The organism is Halalkalibacterium halodurans (assembly GCF_004376175.1).
GTDB lineage: Bacteria > Bacillota > Bacilli > Bacillales > Bacillaceae_D > Halalkalibacterium > Halalkalibacterium halodurans.
Genome location: NZ_SNUY01000037.1, coordinates 17,667 through 39,454, shown reverse-complemented (window position 1 = coordinate 39,454; position 21,788 = coordinate 17,667). Strand labels below are relative to the sequence as shown.

Annotated in this window: 19 protein-coding genes, 2 pseudogenes and 2 riboswitches; of the genes and pseudogenes, 4 read left to right on the top strand and 17 right to left on the bottom strand. The window is 43.3% G+C overall.

Features of this window, described 5'->3' with window-relative positions; translation table 11 throughout:
• The coding region (locus tag E2L07_RS12725; protein ID WP_134228578.1) for a transposase at positions 1 to 1,464 on the top strand (1,464 nt) is incomplete at its 5' end.
• Positions 1,465 to 1,694: 230 nt separating this feature from the next.
• Positions 1,695 to 1,859: riboswitch (M-box (ykoK) riboswitch) on the bottom strand.
• A 141-nt stretch (positions 1,860 to 2,000) separates the two neighbouring features.
• Here the strand turns inward: E2L07_RS12725 and E2L07_RS12720 are convergent.
• The 7 genes from E2L07_RS12720 to E2L07_RS12690 form a co-directional block, all read right to left on the bottom strand.
• On the bottom strand, positions 2,001 to 3,389 hold the full coding sequence (locus E2L07_RS12720; RefSeq protein WP_134229742.1) for a sensor histidine kinase: 1,389 nt from the start codon (positions 3,387 to 3,389) through the stop codon (positions 2,001 to 2,003).
• The gene (locus E2L07_RS12715) at positions 3,386 to 4,075 is read right to left on the bottom strand and encodes a response regulator transcription factor (protein ID WP_010898103.1); all 690 of its coding nucleotides are present in this window, start codon (positions 4,073 to 4,075) and stop codon (positions 3,386 to 3,388) included. The genes E2L07_RS12720 and E2L07_RS12715 overlap by 4 nt, the downstream gene beginning before the upstream one ends.
• Positions 4,072 to 5,043, bottom strand: a complete 972-nt coding sequence (locus E2L07_RS12710) for a YncE family protein (RefSeq protein WP_053431190.1) — start codon at positions 5,041 to 5,043, stop codon at positions 4,072 to 4,074. Before E2L07_RS12710 ends, E2L07_RS12715 begins: the two co-directional genes overlap by 4 nt.
• Before the next feature lie 325 nt (positions 5,044 to 5,368).
• Complete coding sequence (locus E2L07_RS12705) at positions 5,369 to 5,893, bottom strand: GNAT family N-acetyltransferase (RefSeq protein ID WP_053431191.1); 525 nt, start codon at positions 5,891 to 5,893, stop codon at positions 5,369 to 5,371.
• Between the two features lie 128 nt (positions 5,894 to 6,021).
• Positions 6,022 to 6,492 (bottom strand): thioredoxin family protein, encoded by a 471-nt coding sequence (locus E2L07_RS12700; protein ID WP_053431192.1) that lies wholly within the window; start codon positions 6,490 to 6,492, stop codon positions 6,022 to 6,024.
• Between the two features lie 11 nt (positions 6,493 to 6,503).
• A complete protein-coding gene (locus tag E2L07_RS12695; RefSeq protein ID WP_010898100.1) occupies positions 6,504 to 6,917 on the bottom strand; it encodes a disulfide formation protein C in 414 nt (137 codons plus the stop codon).
• A gap of 340 nt (positions 6,918 to 7,257) precedes the next feature.
• Positions 7,258 to 7,701, bottom strand: coding sequence for an aminotransferase-like domain-containing protein (locus tag E2L07_RS12690; RefSeq protein ID WP_053431193.1), 444 nt, complete (start codon positions 7,699 to 7,701; stop codon positions 7,258 to 7,260).
• Between the two features lie 387 nt (positions 7,702 to 8,088).
• Between E2L07_RS12690 and E2L07_RS12685 the strand changes: the two genes are divergently transcribed.
• Positions 8,089 to 8,721: an RraA family protein gene (locus tag E2L07_RS12685; protein ID WP_134229741.1), complete on the top strand. Its 633-nt coding sequence runs from the start codon at positions 8,089 to 8,091 to the stop codon at positions 8,719 to 8,721.
• Between the two features lie 34 nt (positions 8,722 to 8,755).
• Here E2L07_RS12685 and E2L07_RS12680 read toward each other — a convergent pair whose 3' ends face one another.
• Positions 8,756 to 9,652: an EamA family transporter gene (locus tag E2L07_RS12680; protein WP_134229740.1), complete on the bottom strand. Its 897-nt coding sequence runs from the start codon at positions 9,650 to 9,652 to the stop codon at positions 8,756 to 8,758.
• Between the two features lie 158 nt (positions 9,653 to 9,810).
• On the opposite strand from E2L07_RS12680, the gene E2L07_RS12675 reads away from it, so the two are divergent.
• On the top strand, positions 9,811 to 10,041 hold the full coding sequence (locus tag E2L07_RS12675; protein ID WP_053431195.1) for a YczF family membrane protein: 231 nt from the start codon (positions 9,811 to 9,813) through the stop codon (positions 10,039 to 10,041).
• Here E2L07_RS12675 and E2L07_RS12670 read toward each other — a convergent pair.
• The 5 genes from E2L07_RS12670 to E2L07_RS20845 all read right to left on the bottom strand — a co-directional run bounded on the left by E2L07_RS12670 (position 10,036) and on the right by E2L07_RS20845 (position 14,387).
• On the bottom strand, positions 10,036 to 11,157 hold the full coding sequence (locus E2L07_RS12670; RefSeq protein WP_134229739.1) for a spore germination protein: 1,122 nt from the start codon (positions 11,155 to 11,157) through the stop codon (positions 10,036 to 10,038). The two genes, E2L07_RS12675 and E2L07_RS12670, sit on opposite strands and share 6 nt — an antisense overlap.
• A gap of 21 nt (positions 11,158 to 11,178) precedes the next feature.
• Positions 11,179 to 12,378 carry a Ger(x)C family spore germination protein gene (locus E2L07_RS12665; RefSeq protein ID WP_083445531.1) on the bottom strand — a complete coding sequence of 400 codons (1,200 nt, stop codon included), beginning with the start codon at positions 12,376 to 12,378 and terminating at the stop codon, positions 11,179 to 11,181.
• A 33-nt stretch (positions 12,379 to 12,411) separates the two neighbouring features.
• A complete protein-coding gene (locus tag E2L07_RS12660) occupies positions 12,412 to 13,785 on the bottom strand; it encodes a spore germination protein (RefSeq protein WP_243854954.1) in 1,374 nt (457 codons plus the stop codon).
• A gap of 14 nt (positions 13,786 to 13,799) precedes the next feature.
• Complete coding sequence (locus tag E2L07_RS20850; protein WP_166740075.1) at positions 13,800 to 13,958, bottom strand: hypothetical protein; 159 nt, start codon at positions 13,956 to 13,958, stop codon at positions 13,800 to 13,802.
• A gap of 279 nt (positions 13,959 to 14,237) precedes the next feature.
• Positions 14,238 to 14,387, bottom strand: coding sequence for a hypothetical protein (locus tag E2L07_RS20845; protein WP_166740074.1), 150 nt, complete (start codon positions 14,385 to 14,387; stop codon positions 14,238 to 14,240).
• Positions 14,388 to 14,512: 125 nt separating this feature from the next.
• Here E2L07_RS20845 and E2L07_RS12655 point away from each other — a divergent pair.
• Positions 14,513 to 15,255 (top strand): annotated as a pseudogene (locus E2L07_RS12655) (transposase); the annotation flags it as partial.
• A gap of 127 nt (positions 15,256 to 15,382) precedes the next feature.
• On the opposite strand, the gene thiC reads toward E2L07_RS12655, so the two are convergent.
• The 4 genes and pseudogenes from thiC to E2L07_RS12635 all read right to left on the bottom strand — a co-directional run bounded on the left by thiC (position 15,383) and on the right by E2L07_RS12635 (position 21,767).
• Entirely contained in the window at positions 15,383 to 17,170 is a 1,788-nt protein-coding gene (gene thiC / locus E2L07_RS12650) for a phosphomethylpyrimidine synthase ThiC (RefSeq protein WP_134229737.1), read from the bottom strand.
• A gap of 139 nt (positions 17,171 to 17,309) precedes the next feature.
• Positions 17,310 to 17,424, bottom strand: a riboswitch (TPP riboswitch).
• Between the two features lie 90 nt (positions 17,425 to 17,514).
• Positions 17,515 to 19,131 (bottom strand): long-chain fatty acid--CoA ligase, encoded by a 1,617-nt coding sequence (locus tag E2L07_RS12645; RefSeq protein ID WP_134229736.1) that lies wholly within the window; start codon positions 19,129 to 19,131, stop codon positions 17,515 to 17,517.
• Between the two features lie 271 nt (positions 19,132 to 19,402).
• On the bottom strand, positions 19,403 to 20,317 hold the full coding sequence (locus E2L07_RS12640; protein ID WP_134229735.1) for an EamA family transporter: 915 nt from the start codon (positions 20,315 to 20,317) through the stop codon (positions 19,403 to 19,405).
• Positions 20,318 to 20,433: 116 nt separating this feature from the next.
• A pseudogene (locus E2L07_RS12635) lies at positions 20,434 to 21,767 on the bottom strand (S8 family peptidase).
• Between the last annotated feature and the right edge of the window lie 21 nt (positions 21,768 to 21,788).

Sequence of the window (21,788 nt, the reverse complement as noted above, 5' to 3'; positions counted from 1 at the left end):
TTCGTTCTAAATCAGTTAAATGCCCATTATTCTGGCGGCATTCTTACCCTTGTTAATAAGGATTGGCCAGTAATTAAAAAGCTTTGGATAACTGATCTCTCTTCGGTAACTACATGGCTTGGTGATTCCTATTCCAAAAAGGGACCAAAGCCTCGTGACCCTGCTTCTATGATGCGTTCTTATCTGCTTTCATTATTTGTTCAACCTACAAAAGGTATTACTCATTGGGTTGATCAACTTCGTCGCGTTCCGTTGTATGCAATTCTTAGCGGTTTTGAACCCGGTGACACACCAGGTGTTGGAACATTTGAAGACTTTTTCAAACGTTTATGGGCCTTCGAAAGCCCGAATGTTATGCCGAAGGTCAAACCTAAAAAGAAAAAGTCAAAAAAGAAAAAGAAGCCTAAAAAGGGTGAAAAAGCTGAACCTAAGAATCCCGGAATTGTTCGTAAACTCGTTGATCGGGCAATGCGTTATGGTTCCAAACAAAAACAACTGCCAGGAGACCGATTATTTGAGTTTTTTCAATCCCAATTTTTAGCGGTTTCTACGAAACTTGGTCTTCTTGGGGATCCCGAAGCTCTAGGTGTAGTTGGAGATGGGACACCAATTGAAACAGCTAGGTACCCGAGAAGTAAATCAACCTGTAATTGTAGTGCCCAAGGACTAACGAACTGTACTCACCCACGCCAGTATTCACAACCCGACATCGACTCAGGCTGGGATAGTTCTAAGGAAAAGTACTTCAACGGATATCATCTCTACATGATATCCACTAGCGATAGCCAATACGACTTACCGCTATATCCACGGCTGCATCCTGCTTCCCGGCATGATTCAGTCAGCCTAGTGGTTAGTTCAATTGAATTTTCGCAACGGTACACCTTGGGCACGATTGATAAAATTCTTCTTGATGCAGCGCACGATGCTGAGGCCATTTATGAGCTACTTGAACATCAAAATGTGGAACCCTTCATCGATTTAAATGTTCGAACAAAGAAGAACTTTAGTACAGAAAGTGATATTCAAATATCTCCAACAGGTGTTCCAATCTGTCCGATTGGGAAGGAGATGAAGCCCAACGGGTTTGACAAATCTCAAAATCGGCAAAAATGGCGTTGTCCACTTGCTTGCGGTACCAAAAATACATGCTCATCACCGTGTTCAAAAGCAAAATATGGTCGGACATTCCATACATTCAGAGAGGATAATCTACGATTATTTACCAAAACACCAAGGTCCTCTGAAAAGTGGAAACTTATATACAAACGAAGAACCTCTGTTGAACGTTCTAATAAAAGAGAAAAAATAGATTATCACTTGGAATCTGGACGCCACCGGTCAACAAAAATGTGGTACATTCGCCTATACGCCATAATGATGTGTCAGCACATCGATGCTTGGTACAGCAGTCAGAAAGAGCAGTTAAATATTGAAGAAATCATCTTTCCTAAAGCCGCCTAGTCAATTTTTAAAAAAATAATGGCAATAGGTTTCTTTGTCATGCACATTTTTGAAAATACAATGAAAATAATGAGTGTGCAGGCCATTCCAATCCAATTTCCAGTAATTTTGGTTCATTTCACCCGGAAAATTGTTATTTATTCCGAGACTCTATTTTAAACAAAAAACACCCTCCACGAATGGAAGGTGTCAACATGAGCAGCACAAAAAAAGCATGACTAATGATCACCAAACCCCTCCATTCGTAGAGCTTTAGCACTGTGCGGCATAGGACGAAGCCAGCTACGTTAAAAACCACCTTATGTCGATGGTTTCTGTTGACCCATTGGCGTCTTTGGACGTTTTTGGGCAGCAGCGTATCTCCAGCACAGGAGCCTCACCTAACGAGGATGATTCAATTCACATGTTTGAATGTAACACGTTTATTTTTTACCTGTCAACAATATTTTTTAAACTATAGGCAAGCTTCATCATAAAAAAGTTAATTTTTTTCACTGCTTTATCGTATGTTTTCTCTTGTAAATCGTGCAAGGCCTTTATAACGTTTTCAATGTAATCGTTACGGTCGTCCCTTTTAGTTCCTGTGAAGTGATGTCTATGGTGCCCCCATGCTTTTTAATAATTTGTGAGGCGATCGCCAAGCCTAATCCCGTCCCGCCCTTTTTCCGAGACCGAGATTTATTTACACGATAAAAACGTTCGAACACAAGAGCGAGCTTGTCCTCGGGAATGCCGATCCCTTGATCCGAAAGAATAAATTGGGCCCTGCTTCCTTCACGCCCTATCGTAAGTGAGATTGTTGTCTCTTCATGTGCGTATTTGATCGCATTATCTAACAGATTGCGAATGACTTGCTCGATCCGATCAGGATCTCCTGAAATAATGACATCCTCATCTAGATCTAAGTGGACCTGAAGCCTTTTTTGCGCTGCGAGATAGCGAAATTGCTCCACTACCTCATAGACTAGCTGGGCGAATGCAATCGGTTCATCCTTCATCACATAGGACTCCCCTTCTAGTTGAGCCAAATCCAATAAGTCATTAACGAGTCGCTCCAATCGGTTTGCTTCCTTTTGAATGATGGAAAGCCCTTTGCTCGGATCAATCACTCCTTCCTCTACACCCTCTGCGTAACCTTTCATATAACTAAGCGGCGTACGCAGCTCATGAGACACATCAGCAAGAAACTCCCGCCGCTTTTCTTCCACTCGTTCGAGGGATGACGATAACGTATTAAAGGATTCAGCCAGTTGACCTATCTCGTCCTTTCGACTTCTTGTTGAAGAAATACGTAACGAAAAATCCCCCTTCGCCATCTGAATCGCTGCTTCTTTCATGTCGGTCAGTGGGGTAACCACATGGTTCACAACCTTTTTACCGATTAGGATAATCAGCAAGATGATGACGCTTAAAGAAAGCAATAGTATTTTTCCTACGTTTAAAAACGGCTCATACACATCGGATAGCGGCAACGAAAAAAATAACGCTCCAGCGAGTTGTTCATTGTCAAATAAAGGGAGCGCTACCCCGAGAATTTTTTGCTCAAAGTACGCATTCTCCCGTATCATGACGACCGTTTCCCCTTCTAGCAGCTGCTGTCTTTCGTCAAACGTGATCAAATGTTCATTTGCAAAAGGTTCAAATGGTGAGCCACTCCCAAGCTGCATCGGATCCTCTGTATAAGTTAGCGTGAGCTCTTTGCTGTCGTTTGCCCATTGAATCCGTTCGAAAAAATAGTCATTCGCTCCATGCTCCGCATATACAGTGCGAAGCTCTTGCCCTTCCATGAATAAACGATCGATCTGCTTGTCGATATAAAGTCGTTCATAAAGGAAAAATGTCATCGCAAGGGCGCCAACACTAACGGCGACGATGATTGCGAAAATAGCGCTCCATACTTTTGCTTTGATCGACCAATTTTTCATGAGTCTACCTCGAACTTATACCCAACACCCCAAACGGTTTTGATGAATCGATCAGCTGGCTTTAGTTTTAAGCGTAACGTTTTGATGTGAGTATCAACTGTCCGAAGCGTCCCTTGCTGGGTATCCATTCCCCACAAGCGGTCATGGAGATGCTCTCGTGTAAACACACGTCCACGATGTTCCAATAGAAAAACTAGCAAATCGTACTCTTTTTTTGTTAGTGAGATCTCTTGACCATTCACAAACACCTTGCGACCGCTAGGCTGGATGCGAAGCTCGTTGAAGCGATATCCGGTATCATCCACTTGCTGGATTCCTTGCGTTCTTCGCAAGGCAACTTCGATTCGGGCGACGAGCTCACGGGGACTAAACGGTTTGACAATGTAATCATCGGCTCCGATTTGTAAGCCCATGACTTTGTCGTCTTCTCCACCTCTTGCTGTCAACATAATAATCGGTATTTGCGAAAACGCACGGATTTCTTTACAAGCAGTAAAGCCGTCCATTTCATCCATCATGACATCAAGGACGACAAGATCCATTGGCTCCTGTTCAAGCCGTTTGATTGCTTCATCTCCCGTCTCTGCTGTATAAACAGCAAACCCTTCTTTTCGTAAATAGGACGTTACGAGTTCGCGTAGATCTAGTTCATCATCTACAATCAAAATGTTATGCCGCTTGTTCATTCTTCTTCCTCCAAAACAATGGCGTAAGGCCCTGCTGGCACATTAATCTCATTTACTACCTGAAATGTTGTTCGTTCAATGATGGAAAAAGTATCATCGTCCAAATTGCTCACGTACAAATGATCGCCGTCCCCTTTTAGATAATAAGGATTATGACCAACTGAGAGGGATGCCTCGACACGCTTTGCGTCTAGATCTACTTTGTACAAAGCATCATCTCCATGGCAGAGAACGTATACATAGGTGTCGTGCTGGTCTTGATAAATCGTAATTGGCATTAGGCCCACTTCAACTTCCTGATCAATTACACCTGTTTTTATGTTATACGCGAAGATTCGTTTGTTTAAATCCCCGTAAGGCCCATGTCCACCGATCCATAGATGAGATCCATCATAAAACATCCCTGCTGGTCGTTCGGTAACCGAAAATGATTGGATCATCGTTTCCGATCGCATATCGTAGATAAAGACCGTACTTGTCTCACTGCTCAAAATAAATAACAGATCATCGATTACTTGCAGATCCGTTGGTGAACAATCGATTGCGATCCGCGTCTGTACCTCTCGTTTGTCCACATCAATTTGGATGATTTCATCATTTAACGTATCAGCGACAAATAGCATCCGTTTGGCTCGATCAAATTCCATCACGGTTAAGCCTTTATTTAGCGTTATAAACGGCAGGATCTTCCCTTGAACCGTATCAAATAAAAAAAGCGTGTCTTCCGTTTGACTTGTAACCACAATATGTCCACCCTCGATGTCCACCATCGCGGTCAATGGATAGGGACTTTCCTCGGTTTCTAGCAACTCCATCTTGTTTTTGCTAATAAAGGAAAAGGTCGATTCTTTTATATGGGAGACGACGACCATAGGACCATCTTCTTCTGGAATCGTCACATGTTTTCCTTGGCACCCACTCAACATAAACAGCAGTGCAACGAAACAAATCAATCGGCTCTGGTTCATTCATGTTTCTCCTTCGTCATAAACTCACTCTGTTTGTTATTCTACCACTAGATTGTGAAAAAAATTTGAAGTCTTTTAGAAAACCTTGCTTTCTTCCTATGACCTGTTAAAACAACGGTCTCAACAGTATACTGTCTTTTTTCGTTAGGTCGAAACAATCGTCCAGCTTGGAACGAGCTTTACGTTTTGCACCATTGAAATGAATACTTGACTGCTGCTTTGACTTAAACACTTCATGCGTTCTTTTTACAATAAATTTAAACAATACCAAAAGCGCAAGTGAAGTTTATCATTCCTAGCAGGTAACAATTTAAGATTATTTTTTTCATAGTAGTTCTTTTTTCTTCTGTTCTTCCTCGTATTCACTCTTTAATACGCTCATCACATTCAAGGATTCGAAACCATATTTACTTTTTAAACATTCTCGAAGTGTCCCTTCTAGGACAAATCCTTGCTTTTCATATACGTGCATTGCACGAGCATTGTTTGTCTTCACATCAAGCCATAATCGGTTGGCCTTTGCCTCTGTAAAAACCCATTGTTTCATTAGACTAAGCACCTGTTGTCCAAACCCTTTTTCCTTGTCATGGATCGTAAGTCTAACAAGCTCAATGCTATCATTTTCATTGTGTACACCGTGGAGAATGACGTAGCCGACCGTTTTTCCTGCTTTTTTACTTTCAATCATAAGGTGTAGACAATCTCGATCTTCCAAGGTCTGTTGATGCTTTCTTTCATCCCACGGAATAATATATCGTTTATTTTCCTCGATCGCTTCTAACTTTAAAACAAACGCTAGGTCCTCCGTTGTTGTTTTGCGTAGGCGAAGCTCAGGTGTCTCAAGGAGCATGACCCTTCTCCTTCCTTTGAATGGTTTCTTCAAACTACAAAACACCAGAAAAATAAGAGTGGCACTCACCGGCGGTGAAAGTGCCACTCTTATTCACTGTGTTCTGTCCCAGCCCTTTTTCCACATCGTTAATCGAGTACGTTTTCTTCTAAGAATAACGTGAATCCTTCGTCAGAGTGACTACCTACAAGCCGAGCCACTTCTTCACCATTTTCAAAATGAATGATCGTTGGTGTAGACTCGATGTTGTAGTCATTCCATCCCTGTTGAAATTCCTTCACATTATACTGGACAAGGTCAATTCCTAAATCTTCAGCAATCGGAACGAGGCGCGGTGTTGCTTCTTTACAATAAGGGCAATCAGAGGCGTAGAAATAAACCGTTGCTTCCCCTTCTCCTGCTAAAATGTCTTCCAATTCATCTGGTAAAATCACATTTTGATAATTTGGATCGTCTAACAGCTCAATTGTAGTCGGATCCAATGTCTCCTTACCAAACGGATTCCCTTCAATTTGTTGCTTTTGCGATAAGTTGGTAACAACCGCAATCGCTACAAATAATAACACAATAATGCTTCCAAAAATGGCTAACTTTTTCAATGGTCATCCTCCTACTTCTCACGAATAATGAGTAAACTGCAAATGAAAATAATGACAAATGCTGTAAAAGCTAAAAATGGAATCGTCACAAAGCCGAACCAATTGATATACTGACCTGTACACGGAACCCGACCACAAGCGGGAGCGGCATCCGTTAAAAATGGGAGCTTTTGTATTGAATAATGATAGAGCGACGTGAACATCCCGATGAGCGAAAACCAGAGGGAGTACAACGCCACGTTGACATCCCGTTTAAGATAGCCAATAAAAAGAATGAGTACGAGCGGATACATGATGATGCGCTGGTACCAACACAGGGTACAAGGCTCGTACATCCTAATTTCAGAAAAATAAAGCGAGCCAAGCATCGCCGTTAATGCCGTAAGCCAAGAGCCAAGCATGAGGTTTTCAACCTTTTTGCTCATATAACACCCCTTCCTTGTTCCCTTTCATTTCGAATTAAATGCAACATTCCAAAACTGAACGTATCATAAAACAAAGGAAAATAGAAAGGGAGATTTCGTGAATTTTTTGTACCTTTAAAACATTTGTCACTAGCGATCTAACGCTCAGCTGATTTATAGCGAATCGATGAATCGAGAAGACGTACTTATACTTTAATGGAATTTGTTTGAAATGACAACTTAGAACGATTTTTTAACCTATTTCACTTGCGCTAAGTCTTCTACTTCAGGGCTTAAGATAACAAGATTAAGAATGTCACATCCTGAAGCGAGGAATAAAATCCCCTTTACTTTGCTCATTTTAATCAAATGTCAAGGCTTGTTGAAGTCTTCTCACTCCCTCTTCGATTTGTTCCATTGACAAGTGACCATAGCCTAAAATGATTCGTTCAAGTTGACTTCCTTTTTTAATCGCATGACTTTCGACAGAGTCAACGAAAACACCACAAGTACGCATCCGCTCCATCGTTCGTTCTGTGAATGTTCGGCCTCTGAACTCAACGATAAGATGCAGGCCGGTGGATGCACCAAGTACTTTCATTTCTCCAGTAAATGCGTCATGTAAACAATCGATCAGGCGATCTCTTTTTTTCTTATAAGATTTTCGCATTTTCATTAAATGTCGCTCTAAATGACCTTCTTGAATAAAACGTGCAAGGACAAGTTGGTTTAGTGATGGTGTGTGCAGATCTAAAAACCACTTTTCTTTACGCCCTCGATCAATAAACTCTGGTGGCAAAATCAAAAGGGGCAACTTCAATTGTGCTCGATCAACTTAATTAACTGCCCATCATCGGTTCTTTTTACTTTAAATTCTGTAACTCTCCTCGCGTTTCGATTTCAGTTAGTATAAATTCATAATAACCGTATCTTTTTAGTAGCATAGCTCTATAGTCTCCACATAATAAACACTTTCTCCCCTCTTCCAACTAGCGAGCTTTCTTTTCCTTTAGCTTCTCCCAGCTGTGCTTCCTCTTCTCTTTACACGTCTGATAAGTTTTTGTTATCAAAATACTAAAGATTTTTAAATAACGAAATATTGAGCTTTCATACGTGATCAATAGCACTATTTGCTATAGTAAAGATATACAAAATGGAAGACAGAACCATTACACTGGAAGGAGCGATTTTAATGTCACAAGCAGAGATTGATTTCATTACGCAGTTCCGCACAATTCCGACGACATGTATATCAGATGCCTTAGACGGTCTCACCAATCTAACCTCCAGCATAAAGCCGTTAAACGAAAACGATCAAGTGGTTGGACCAGCTCGAACGGTCCAAGTAGCTACTGGTGATAACCTTGCTGTGCTCAAAGCCATGTATGAAGCATCGCCAGGGGATGTGATTGTCATTGATGCTAAAGGAGACTGTACCCGAGCGATTGCTGGTGATTTTGTATTAGGAATGGCGAAGACTCTTGGAATCGCAGGATTTGTGGTTGATGGAGCAATCCGTGACATACGAGCGAGTAAAGGGCTAAATTTCCCGATTTTTTGCCGAGGGACGACGATTGCTGCTAGCCAGAAAACAGGTATTGGGAATATCAACGTGCCCATTTCTTGCGGTGGCGTACCGATTCGGCCAGATGATCTCATTGTAGGCGACGCTGATGGCGTTACAGTGATACCGAAAGGACAAGAAAAGAACGTTTTACAAAAAGCGAAGAAAAAGCAAGCAGACGATGAAGCTAGAGAACGGGCGATCTCTGACAATGTCATGGCGATTCGCGCTTATCTTGAAAAAATGATTCATCCCTCATAATCCAATTCCAGATTAAGGAACCCTCTTCGGTTCATTAAAGAGGGTTTTTGGCCAGCTGTTCTTTTTTCCATTCTATATTCGGGAGGATGATGGCAAGAAAAATAAAGAAAACACCGAGCCATTGGGACAATATTACAGTTTCTTTTAAAACGATCACTGACAGGAGAACAGCGACAGGTAACTCGATCGAACTAAGAATACTGCCTAAGCCTGAACCGATTTGCGGCATCCCATAGGCAAACAACAATGGCGGAATACAAACGCCAAAAAGTCCGAGCAACACTCCATACCAACCAAGTTGTCCGTACGTTGCAAAGGGCTGATGGATAAGCTGTGGTCCAAAAATGAATAAAACGGCCATTAAGCTGCCTGACACCATGTAATAACTCCGTTGAACGGTGGGTAGTTGGGGCAATACTTTTGCGTTTGCTAGGATGAACAGGGCAAACGAAACAGCCGCCAGTAAACCGAACAAAACACCGAGCCAATGAACCGTCCCTTGATTAAACCACGAGTTACCGCTAGCTAACACGGTGCCAATTAACAAAATGATAAGGGAACCGACCGTTTTTTTCGTTGGAAACTGGCGATTGATTAAACTTTCAAGGACAACCCCTATCCATACGAATTGAAATAAAAGGATGATGGCTACTGATGCCTCAATTGTGACAAGGGATAAGTAGTAAAAAATCCCCACAAGGCCTGTAGGAATGCCAGCTAACATCAATTGGATTTTTTCTTTCATTGTTAGCCTTTGCTTCTTTTGCGTAAAGGCTAACAATGCTGCTAACAAAAACCATCCGATCAGAAATTGACTCGAGGTCACCACCGCTGTAGGAACTCCATTTTCGTATGCAAGCTTTACAAGAGTGGACAAAACCCCGTATGAGCAAGCTCCTAGAAACACAGCCGTTACAAACTTAATCCGCACAATGAAGCTCCCCTTCTCCGCAAATACGATCTATCACACCCCTTAAGTATACCAACCGAGATGATGCAACTGTCAATGGAAAGGTTCCTTTTTTATCCTTACATGATCCCTTTCAACTGGCCTACACTAATCTAAAGACGGTCTTTTAGAGGTGTACTATGATTAAAATTATCATGATTTCACTCTTTGTTTTCGCGATCCTCATGGTTAATAACTTAATTATGAATTTGTTGACAGGGGTATCATTCAATCGCTCAATAACCTATTTTTTACACCCGTTTCAAGTGATGGCTCAGTCAGAGAGACTTATTTTTTGGTCGATGATCTTCTTCGCACTGATTGGAACGACTTATATGGCTTCCAGCTTTTACGGTAAACGTTCCTCATGAAAGTGAGCTTGAGTTTTTCACTTTCCCCATCTTTTTCTGAATGAGTAGAATTCCTAACACAATCAAAGGAATCCCTACTTGGAACGGTAAATGGAGATAATATGGAACAACCTCCAACCCTTCTTTTAAATGTTCACTAAAATTGGCCGCAATTTGTATAGAATTAAATACAAGGATCGCACCGAAAAGAGGTAAGATTTTTTGGAACTTGTCCACTTTAAACAACTCACTAATTCCAGCGACTCCGGCATAAAAAAAGATGGCTACTTTAAAGAACATGGCAACGACTAGCACGGTTACCGCTAAAGCATCGAGCCGCTCGATAAAGTCGGCCGCTTGGATTTTCCCTACCATCGTTAACAGTGGAAACGTGGCCCGATTCGTAATATCTACCCCTAATACAATAATGTATAAAATCGTCGTTAGTGCAAGCAGTAGTCCGCTCACGCTGATCGCCAGAAGACCAAACCGAAATCCCATCTCTTTTTTGTTTAAAAAATGAAAAAGCATTGTAAAAACAATAATTTCTCCGAACGGAAACGTAAACGTAACAGGGAACGCTTGTCTCAGGACAGGTATCCAGCCATTTTCTAAAATGGGCAGCAGATTTTTTATGTTGTAAAGGTCTGTACTAAATATAAGCGTGACGGAAAAAAAGCCGATGAAAAATAAAATGATGAGAAAAAACTCTCCCGTTCTCGCAAGTACATTTATGCCATGAAACAAAACGTAGACAATGACCAAAACCATCATTAAATTAATCACCATGAGCGGGGTGTCTGTTAGCATGGACGTGGTTAACAAGTCGCCAAAATCACGTAAAACCCTCGTAGCAATGTAAATGAAATAAAGACAATAGAGAAAACCGATGAACCAACCGATCGGGACCGTAAGAACTTTTTGCAAATAGGCGATCCAAGTATCGCTTGGAAAGTGGCTATGCAAGTAATACAAAACACAATAAAGCACTAACCCTGCTAGCATTGCTGTTAGAACCGTAATCCATGCATCTTGTCCTGCGTCTAGCCCCACTCCGACGACAATGGCGCTCCCTAATTCAAACAATACAATCATGGAAAAAAATTGATATGTGCTAATCGTCGTTCCATTCTTCATCGGATATCTCCTCGATTCAATTTATTCGATGAACGGATTGTTTCGGAATCCTGTTCGGCGAATAAACGTATTTACTTGGACATTAACTTGAAGCTCGGCAAAATGCTCATTCCACTGATCTTTAAGCATCTTCCATTGATCAGGATACTTACGATGCACCTCTTCCCCAAACCCGAAAATATCGATTTGCTCCTCTTGACTAATTTGAATCGCTTCTAGTGCCTCGCTGCGAATTTCGTCCTCTAGTTGTTTTTCCACCTTATGGATGTTTTCAATGACAGTCAGATCAACACGGCAATTAACTTCCCCGATGTTTCCTTCTGCAAAAATGGTTAGGTTTATTTCCAACGTTTCTTGATCCGTCATCTTAGCTTCCATTTGTGCATTAGACTGGATAATTTCAATCGCTATTTTTTCATCGTTATGGCATGGCAACGTAACCACAGTACTTTCAATCGCATTGTCAATCCAATTGGTCCCCCTCGCAGCTTTGTGATCTAACCACGAGTGTAAATGACCATCTCTGAACATGGCCATTCCGGCAGCTTGCAAAATGACAGGTGGCTTTGATTTACCTAGCCCCTCCCCTTCCACTGCTTCAGATAAGTCTCCAACAATTTTGATTCCGCTGATCGTATTTTCCCGGCCCATTCTTAGCTGATTAATAATCACATCTTGGATTTCCACTTCTTTCGTCTCTCCCCATACGGCTCCTGAGGTTTTAATCGCTTCATCAATTTTTTTTGCAGGAATCCGCTCAAAAGGAGACTGGACGAGAAGGACTTCTTCCGCTGTACTTCCTCTCGCAATGACCATCGGGATGTTCGTTCGAAAGGCGTGATCGCGCTCGAACCAATCGAGGGCTTTATTTAAACCTTCCTCTCTTGCAAAGTCCTCTCCGATAACGACCAAATTCGTATGGGGAGAATAAATACGACGAGACAACTGCTCCGATGCTTTTCGAACTGCTTCGAAAATAGAGTTTCCGACACTGGAAATGACGACCGTTGACGTTGATCCTTGCTGAACCCCATCTTCATCGGCTGATACTTCTGAAGGATTGATAATTTGGAATGACACTTTGTACGTTCCGTTTTCCCCTTTATCGATTCCGACACCAGAAATAATCGACAAATCCGACAACTCACTAGCATCCCAGCAGCTTGACATCAGTAGAGTCGCGAAGAAAAGAACCAGTAGCTGAGTTTTGCGCCATCTCATAAGCGTTCGTCCCTTTCTAATCTAGCTAAAAACTTAACTGTTTTTGTCTTCTACATGTCTCTTATCAAGCCATTTTAACGGTAGGCGAAACAGTCCGTCTTTTTGTGCTTTCATACTGAACGGAGCAAATGGTGCAAAGTAAGGCATTCCAACGGAACGCAAACTCGATAAATGAGCAACAAGCATAATAAGCCCTAAAATAATCCCATATAAGCCGAAAGTAGCAGCGAGTAGCATCATAAAAAAACGCAATAAACGAGCGGCAACGGCTAAGTTATATGCCGGTGTTGTAAAGCTTGCGATCCCGGTCGCTGCCACGACGATGACCATCGAGGCCGATACAATTCCCGCTTGCACCGCTGCTTGACCAATGACAAGAGCTCCGACAATCGATACTGCCTGACCAATTGCCCGAGGCATTCGCAATCCTGCTTCACGAAGTAATTCAAAGGTAAATTCCATAATAAGCGCTTCAACCAAGGCAGGAAAGGGGATCCCCTCTCGTTGTGATGCCAATCGGATTAGCAGCGTTGTTGGGATTAAATCTTGATGAAATGTAATCAAGGCTACATACAAAGAAGGACCGAGTAATGAAACAGTAAAAGCAAAGTAACGCAATAAACGAATAAACGTCGACAAATCATACCGCTGGTAATAGTCTTCTGCCGCTTTAAAAAACTGGGCGAAATCAGTTGGTAAAATTAAAGCAAACGGCGTTCCATCAATAATTAAAGCGACTTTCTCTTCCACAAGTGCATATGCCACCATATCAGGTCGCTCCGTATTATAAATCGTTGGAAATGGTGTTAGCATCTCGTCCTGCATCGCTTCCTCAATATTAGCCTCGCTAATCACTTTGTGGGTGATGACACGGTTGAGACGTTGTTTGATTTCTTGCAAGAGTTTTTTGTCAACTAAATCGTCCACATAAACAAGGGCCACATCGGTATGTGTTGTCTCGCCAAGCTCCGTATTTTCCACACGTAGACGGTTTGATTTTACTCTTCTGCGAATGAGAGAAAGATTCGTTTGCAGCGATTCATTGAATGCATCTTTCGGGCCGCGAACCGTCGTTTCCGTGGAAGGCTCCTCAATCGAGCGCCATTTGCTTCCAGGGGTGCTGCAACTTAAGGCTTTATCAAATCCATCGATTAGTACGATCGAATTGCCTGATAATAGCGAGTGGATGATCGGACTCCACAAGTCATACGCCTGTACTCTCGCGACCGATAAAATTTGTTTTTCGATTATCGAAAGACGTTTATCCTTCGTATCTTCCTTAAAGTAGTGAGCTTCCTTTGAAGGGTGGAGAGTCGCACTGACGATACATTCGCTGACCAGTTGCTCATCAGCCAGACCATTGATGAACACTGCAACTCCACTAATTTCTGGTTCATGGATGATCATTAACTCACGAATAACTAAATCGCTACTATTTCCGAGCAGCTCTTTGATTTTTTTTTATTTTCCTCGAGACTTTCAGATAGCATCTCATTTTCCCTAATATGGTTCACTTCATGAACCTGATCAATGGGCCGCTTCCGTTTTACAATGGATGATAATCCCTTCGTCCGTCTCATCGCGATCTCTCTCCCCATTTAAAGTATCATTGAAGCAATCTAAGTCATCTTTATAAACTTAACCTTTGCCATCTAGGGAAAAATATGCATGATGAATAGGCCTCTCTATGTTAAAAAAGCAACCGAAACACAAACCGAGTAATGAATGTCCGTTCTCTTCATAAAAATCCGTTATATCTATAAATTGAAGCGAAGTCCTATCATTAAAGCCTTTTCACTACTAGTTAAAAAGGAGCTGTCTCAAAAGTCTATCTTTTGAGGCAGCTTTTCTGATTTGTTCTAAATCGCGACTTGGCGGACGCTTTCCGCGGGCAACGCTCCAGCTTCCTCGAGAACCCCACTCTCGGCGATCTTCCGCTGTTGCTTTTCCCGCAGGAGTCGCCGCCTGTCGCTCGTTCGACTCCCCTTATCTAACGCGCGAAAGAACATACAAAAAAATCGCCCCATCGTTTAAAATGAAGGTACCACTACCAAAATTCAAACGAAAGAAGGCGATTTTTTTGCGTAACCAAACGGCTACTTATCAGCCGTATACCATGAATCAACTTGTGCTTGGACTTCCTCTTCCGAAGACATTGATTGCCGATGCGGGCTATGGGAGTGAATCTAATGACGTGGCGATGGCAGACGAACCGTTTGAGACGCTCATTCCCTCCCATACATTCCGCCAAGAACAGAAACGTTCCTTTGAGAAGAAACGCTTTCATCCCTACAACTGGAGGTATGATGAGACGGACGATGTGTACTGGTGCCCAATCAGCGGAAAGTCTCTTTTAAACGATACACCAAGCGGACCGATCCGTATGGGTATGCACGGGATTTTAAAGTCTATGAGTCTGAATCATGTGAAGGATGTCCGTTTAAGCCGGAGTGTACGAAGGCCCGGGGAAATCGACAGGTACACTACAACCCGGTGTATGAGGAACTGAAAGCGAAGCAACATCAAAAACTGAAAAGCGAAAAAGGCCGAACGCTCTACCAAAAAAGAAAAACGGATGTGGAGAGCGTATTTGGTCATGTTAAACAAAACCTCGGCTTCCGAAGGCTACATCTTCGTGGTAAGGAAAGCGTGCACATCGAGTTCGAGCTTGCGGCTCTTGCCCACAACCTAAGGAAACGAGCGACGGTGGATCGTCGCTCGAAGGAACCAAAGAACACAAATCAACACAAAAATCGGGAGAACCGCATCAAACGGTTCTCCCGATTTTATGTTTTAAGGTGCTTTTGGGACAGCCCCTTCCACTTTAATAGTAGAGGGGCTCTATTTTTCCACACTTTTCGCACGTTTGATAGGTAGGGCCTTTTTGAAAATGGTGCTCACAGCTCATTTCATGCTGCTTGATCTCCTTTTCGATCCGAGTTGTTTCGTCTTTTAATTGCTCCAGCTTTTTTCGTAGCTCTTGAATAACCAGGATGATCCCTCCTTATCGGTATAGGTTACCTCCCGCTTGTTTAAATTCATCGGCTTTCTCTTCTAACCCTTTTTCAATCGCTTCCTCCGTATCAAGACCCTGTTCTTTCGCATAGGTGCGAATGTCTTGAGAGATTCTCATGCTACAAAATTTTGGACCACACATGGAACAGAAATGAGCGGTTTTTGCTCCCTCAGCCGGTAATGTTTCGTCATGGAATTCCATTGCCCGTTCTGGGTCAAGAGATAAATTAAACTGGTCACGCCATCTGAACTCAAAACGCGCTTTCGATAAAGCGTCATCCCGTTTTTGTGCCCCTGGGTGTCCTTTCGCCAGATCTGCTGCATGGGCTGCGATTTTATACGTGATGACACCTTCCCTTACATCATCTTTATTCGGTAAGCCCAAATGCTCCTTCGGTGTCACGTAACAAAGCATGGCTGTTCCGTACCAGCCGATCATCGCTGCTCCAATCGCTGATGTAATGTGGTCATACCCCGGCGCGATGTCGGTCGTGAGCGGTCCTAACGTATAAAAAGGGGCTTCCTGACAAATGTCTAACTGTTTATCCATATTTTCTTTAATTTGATGCATCGGAACATGTCCTGGACCTTCAACCATCACTTGTACGTCATGCTCCCAGGCGATTTTCGTTAACTCTCCTAGCGTTTCAAGCTCGGCAAACTGCGCTTCATCATTGGCATCAGCGATCGAACCTGGTCTCAGTCCATCCCCTAGGGAGAAGGCGATATCATATGTTTTCATAATCTCGCAAATCTCTTCGAAATGGGTGTATAAAAAGTTTTCTTTATGATGGTACAAACACCACTGCGCCATGATCGAACCACCGCGGGAGACAATGCCTGTCACGCGCTTTGCTGTTAACGGAATGTAGCGAAGTAAAACACCGGCATGGATCGTAAAATAATCGACCCCTTGCTCTGCTTGCTCAATTAACGTATCGCGATACACTTCCCACGTTAAGTCTTCTGCTACTCCGTTTACTTTTTCTAACGCTTGGTAGATCGGTACGGTACCGACCGGCACAGGAGAATTGCGAATGATCCATTCCCGCGTCGTATGAATGTTTTTCCCTGTCGAAAGGTCCATAATCGTATCGGCTCCCCAGCGCGTAGCCCACGTCATTTTTTCCACTTCTTCAGCAATCGACGATGAAACAGCCGAATTGCCAATATTCGCATTAATCTTAACGTGGAAATTCCGCCCGATGATCATCGGTTCGCTTTCTGGATGGTTGATATTGGACGGCATAATCGCTCGCCCACGTGCAATTTCATCACGAACAAACTCTGGGGAAACATTTTCACGGATTGCGACAAACTCCATTTCCGGTGTGACAGTTCCTTTTTTGGCGTAATGCATTTGTGTCACATTAGCACCTTTTTTTGCTCTTAACGGTTTGTGCGAGCTGGTGCGCGGAAACACTTCTCGCGCCGCGCGTGGATCATCGTCCTTCGTAAAGCCATTGTCTTCTGGACGCACATCCCGTCCTTCATATTTTTCACAGTCACCCCGCTCTAAAATCCATGACTTACGAATCGCAGGCAACCCTTTTTCGATATTCACTTCATAGGATTCATCGGTATAGGGGCCGCTGGAATCGTAGACGAGGATCGGTTCATTTTCCGCTTCGCCGCTATCTGTCACGGTCGGATGCTGGGAAATTTCGCGAAATGGGACACGGATGTCAGACCTAGAACCTGTCACGTACCGTTTTTGGCTGTTTGGAAATGAGGATTGAATCGATAATTGCTTGAGGTCGATCGTTGATTTGGACATGGAATCTCTCCTTCGCGTGTGTAGTCGTCAGGACAAGATTCTGAATCCATAAAAGGTGGGAATAGGAGTGTATTTTTTTAATAAAATAAGCCAGGGTTTTCGTCATTCAGACGGACCCTGGCATAAAATACATTCGTGTGGTATAACATGATAACTTCCCCACGCTGGTATGATCCAGATCAGGTCCCGAGGGTTTAAAAACTTCATCGCGTTTTTTTCTCAGCCCAGCTCATTGGACTCCCCTAGTTATTTCTATTAAGTTCGAGTTTCATTATAAAGAAACTGAGCGAAAAGGGAAAGACATTGTTGTCTTTTTAGGAAAATAGACCCATTAGGACGCATTGTTACCTATTGGCTTCCATTTGTTCTTTTACTTGCTCACGGAGAGCCCGTTTCAAAAATTTCCCGACCGATGTTTTTGGTAGCTCATCCATAAAGATCACCCGGTCTGGAAGCCACCAAGATGGAAACTTCCCTTCTAGAAAGCGACGAATATCTGCTTCAGCTACCGACCCTTTATTTGGATCTTTTAGCACGACACATGCAACTGGGCGTTCTTGCCATTTCGGATCAGGGACGCTAACGACTGCTGCTTCAAAAACATCCTTATGGGCCATGATCGCATTTTCTAAATCAACAGAAGAAATCCATTCGCCCCCACTCTTAATTAAATCCTTCGTTCGATCCACAAGCTTAATGAATCCTTCTTCATCAATCGTCGCCACATCCCCTGTATGGAGCCATCCATCGGCAAAAGCATCTGATGCCTCCTCTGCCTTATAATAGTGGTCGGCAATCCAAGGTCCACGGATGAGAAGCTCGCCCATTTCCGCCCCATCAGGTTTAACCTCCCCATTAGGCCCAACGACCTTCACCTCCAATCCTGGGACAACTAACCCTTGCTTTGCCCGTAATTCTAACGTTTCCTCTTCATTCAAATCAGCTTGATAGCTTTTTACCATCGAAACTGTCACAAGAGGACTGGTTTCTGTCATTCCATAAGCATGAAGAAATGGAACGTTGTACTTTTGCTCAAAGGTTTGAATCATGGCTGCTGGTGCGGCAGACCCTCCGCATAAGATGGCACGGAGATGCTCTGTTTGATAAACTCCCGTCTCTAGCTCTCTCAGGAGACCTAACCAAATCGTTGGCACTCCTGCCGCAAGTGTTACCTTTTCTTCATCGATTAGCTCTGCCAGCACTTGTGGCGTAAACTGAGGGCCTGGCATCACCTGTGTTGTGCCAAACCAAGTCGCAGCAAAAGGGAGACCCCACGCATTTACATGGAACATAGGGACGACTGGCATGAGCACGTCTTTTTCTGACAATCCTGCGGTATCAGCAAGTCCTAATGCCATGCTGTGCAAATAAATTCCCCGATGGCTGTAAACAACCCCTTTTGGTTTTCCAGTTGTAGCTGAGGTGTAGCAAATTCCTGCCGGAGATGTCTCATCGATCGACTGAACAAACTCGAAGGAAGGGTCCCCTTTCGCGATGAACTCTTCATACGAGAAAACATTCGGCCAATCGACTTCCGGAAGCTCACCATCAGACATCAAAACAAACGCTTCAACTGACGAGAGTTGATCACGGAGCTGGGCAATGAGCGGCCAAACATCTGCATCGACGAAAAGCACCCGGTCTTCGGCATGGTTGATCACATAGGCAATATGATCTTGAGAGAGACGTAAATTAATCGTATGGAGCACGGCGCCAATCCCTGGTATGGCGAAATACGCCTCCAAATGTCGATGTGTGTTCCATGCAAAGGTCCCTATTCGATCTCCTTTCTTAATGCCAAATTGGGCCAGAGCCGATGCCAATCTTCTCGTTCGTTCCCCAATTTGCTGATACGTTAAGCTCTTTTTTCCGTTAAGCGTTCGGCTAATGACTTGTTTTGTAGGAAAATAACGTTCTGCTCGTTCAATAAAATGAGAGAGTAAAAGTGGTGAGTTCATCATATTCGTCAGCCCCTTCCAAAAAATAAATGACAGAAAATCGCGTTAGATCTTGCGGCTATTGACAAATACGACAGCCGGTGATCAATTCCTTTTTTTCTTTGTAAGGGCTTTCATATTTTTTGTCGACATTCCCATTCAGTATTTTGATTAATTGCATTCACGAACTGTAAAAAAACACAGTGAAGGACCCTTCATTGTGGTTATAGAACATAATGGATTTGAGGCCAACACAATGCTTTTGACACAAACGTTGATGTTCTTACTCTGTTCTTCATTCAACGTTTACTTTGTCTTTCTTGTTTCTCAAAAATCGTGTAGAAGGAGTCTTAGCCCCAGTAAAACCGGTTAAAACAGCTAATCCGAGTAACAGCAGTAATACTCCTCCCCACGCGATAAAGGATAAAGCTTCACCGACAAGAAATACACCAAGTAAAGCTGCAGTGAGTGGTTCTGCTAATGCGAGAGTAACGGCAGTTGATGATGCAACGCCTGTCAACCCGCGGGTAAAGAGTAAATAAGCGATCGCTGTAGCGACGATTCCGAGATGAAGCACAACGATAATTCCGCGAAACTCTGTGAGCCAAGATAAATCGTAGAGAAAAAAGAGTGGCACTAAAAAGAGTGCGCTTAAGGAAAAGACAACAGCGACTACCGCTTCAGACGGTTGCTGTTGAAGAAGCTTCTTACTTGCAGCCGTATAAACAGCAAAGGACAATCCAGCCCCGATGGCTAGTAAGAATCCTACCGGTGAGACTGTCACCTCTTCGCCTGGCAGTGTCAATAGAAGACAGCCGGCGATTGCTAAAATGGTGGCGATTCCCCATGTCGGACCAGGAGGTTTGCGCTGGATTACCCAATCGAGTAACCCGGCAATGATCGGCGCGCTCCCAATTGCCACCACTGTTCCAACGGCAACACCGGTGATCGACACGGCTGAAAAGAAAAAGGGCTGATACGCAGCCATGCTAAGAGCTGCGATAAAAGTAGGGAGGACTGGCCATCCTCGAAGCTGGAATTTTCTCTGGGCCATCACGAATATAAATAACGCCAGTCCCCCGACAGCAAGTCGACTTGCTCCAATGATAATCGGATGGGCCTCAGCCGGAGCAAATACTTGAGCCGTACCGGTTGTCCCCCACATCATAGCGGCTATTAATATAAAAATGATCGACAGTGAATGTTTCACGATTTTCCCCTTCCGTTCTATCGCTGACTTTTAAAAATATTGTAATCGATCTGGAAGGGATAATCGGTGCTTATTTTTAGATGAATGTTTGCCATTTTTAAGATCTTTTTTACTCTCTATTCTTCTTCGCTGTTCGGAATCGCACCCTCTGCTGAAATATATCCTGCTCCGTATACGTTTGGATCCCTATCCGCCCAACGATCCGTACCTTCCATTAGCCTCGTTTTCACTTCATCAGGTGTTAAGTTTGGCTCATGTTGAAGCATAAGTGCCACAACTCCTGCACAAACGGGTGTCGCCATCGATGTACCTGACATCATCGTATAGTGGGAGCCGACACGACTTCCTTTTTGAATTTTGTCATAAAATGAATTTGGTGACCGAAGCGATACGATGTTCACACCTGGCGCGAGAATGTCCGGCTTAGGTTTACCGTAAATCGTAGGGCCTCTACTTGAAAATGGGGCAACATCATCATCCTCTCGATCGGTTGTATCTCGGTCATCAAGGGCACCGACTGTGATCACCTTTTCACTCACTCCAGGACTGGCGATCGTCTGTGCATCTGGACCGCTATTTCCAGCAGCGACACATACAGTAATCCCAGCGTTCCACGCCTCTTCCACAATGCGAACCATCGGATCTTCCTGCTCGTTTTCGTACGGAAGAGCTTGCCACCTAGAGACATGCTGATGATATGAATCGGATCGTCTGGGTGTTCTTCGTTATATTGAATACACCACTCCACTCCTTGCATAATCGATTCAAGAGATCCCATTCCTTGCTTATTTAAAACTTTTACACCAATGACATTAGCTTCTGGGGCTGGGCCGCGATACTGACCATCAGAGCTTGCTCCGTTACCTGCTACGTCTCCAGCGCAATGAGTTCCGTGACCATTGTCATCGTATGGCTCTTCCCGTTGGTTGACAAAATCAACAAAAGCTTTAATTCTACCTTCTAAGTCTTCATGGGGATAGATTCCTGTATCGATGACAGCAATCGTCACGTCTTTTCCAGTTAACGTTTCCCCGTTGCGAATCACTTCAAATGCTTGAGCAGATTCAACTGCTGTATCAAGCAGTGCATGAACCTCTCGATTTAAATAGATTTTTCGAATATCTTTGCACACGAGCATCTCTTGCAATGACTCTGGCGTGACGTTGGCGCTAACACAGCGGATTTTCGAGAATGAATGGCGAAGCTGACACTTTTGATGCTTTTTCAACACATGCTCCACCGTCATGGAGCCTTGATCAAAACACCCTTGATTCAATTCAACAATCACCGAATAGGTTTTACGTTTCAGCAACATTTTTTCAAAAACGCTGTGAAAGAAGCATGGTGTCCATTTAAATGGTTTATACATGCTCAGCATTTGTTCTCTCAACGGTTTATCTAATTTATGAGCATTGGAGCGGACAGTCTGTACCATGGAATATCCAAACATCTTAATTCCTCCTATCATCCG

Excerpts from the sequence above, each read along its gene's own strand:
- E2L07_RS12720 (WP_134229742.1), bottom strand. The coding sequence starts at position 3,389 with ATGAAAAATTGGTCGATCAAAGCAAAAGTATGGAGCGCTATTTTCGCA.
- E2L07_RS12715 (WP_010898103.1), bottom strand. The coding sequence starts at position 4,075 with ATGAACAAGCGGCATAACATTTTGATTGTAGATGATGAACTAGATCTA.
- E2L07_RS12710 (WP_053431190.1), bottom strand. The coding sequence starts at position 5,043 with ATGAACCAGAGCCGATTGATTTGTTTCGTTGCACTGCTGTTTATGTTG.
- E2L07_RS12705 (WP_053431191.1), bottom strand. The coding sequence starts at position 5,893 with ATGCTCCTTGAGACACCTGAGCTTCGCCTACGCAAAACAACAACGGAG.
- E2L07_RS12695 (WP_010898100.1), bottom strand. The coding sequence starts at position 6,917 with ATGAGCAAAAAGGTTGAAAACCTCATGCTTGGCTCTTGGCTTACGGCA.
- E2L07_RS12685 (WP_134229741.1), top strand. The coding sequence starts at position 8,089 with ATGTCACAAGCAGAGATTGATTTCATTACGCAGTTCCGCACAATTCCG.
- E2L07_RS12675 (WP_053431195.1), top strand. The coding sequence starts at position 9,811 with ATGATTAAAATTATCATGATTTCACTCTTTGTTTTCGCGATCCTCATG.
- E2L07_RS12670 (WP_134229739.1), bottom strand. The coding sequence starts at position 11,157 with ATGAAGAATGGAACGACGATTAGCACATATCAATTTTTTTCCATGATT.
- E2L07_RS12665 (WP_083445531.1), bottom strand. The coding sequence starts at position 12,378 with ATGAGATGGCGCAAAACTCAGCTACTGGTTCTTTTCTTCGCGACTCTA.
- E2L07_RS12660 (WP_243854954.1), bottom strand. The coding sequence starts at position 13,785 with ATGATCATCCATGAACCAGAAATTAGTGGAGTTGCAGTGTTCATCAAT.
- E2L07_RS20850 (WP_166740075.1), bottom strand. The coding sequence starts at position 13,958 with ATGAGACGGACGAAGGGATTATCATCCATTGTAAAACGGAAGCGGCCC.
- E2L07_RS20845 (WP_166740074.1), bottom strand. The coding sequence starts at position 14,387 with ATGTTCTTTCGCGCGTTAGATAAGGGGAGTCGAACGAGCGACAGGCGG.
- thiC (WP_134229737.1), bottom strand. The coding sequence starts at position 17,170 with ATGTCCAAATCAACGATCGACCTCAAGCAATTATCGATTCAATCCTCA.
- E2L07_RS12645 (WP_134229736.1), bottom strand. The coding sequence starts at position 19,131 with ATGATGAACTCACCACTTTTACTCTCTCATTTTATTGAACGAGCAGAA.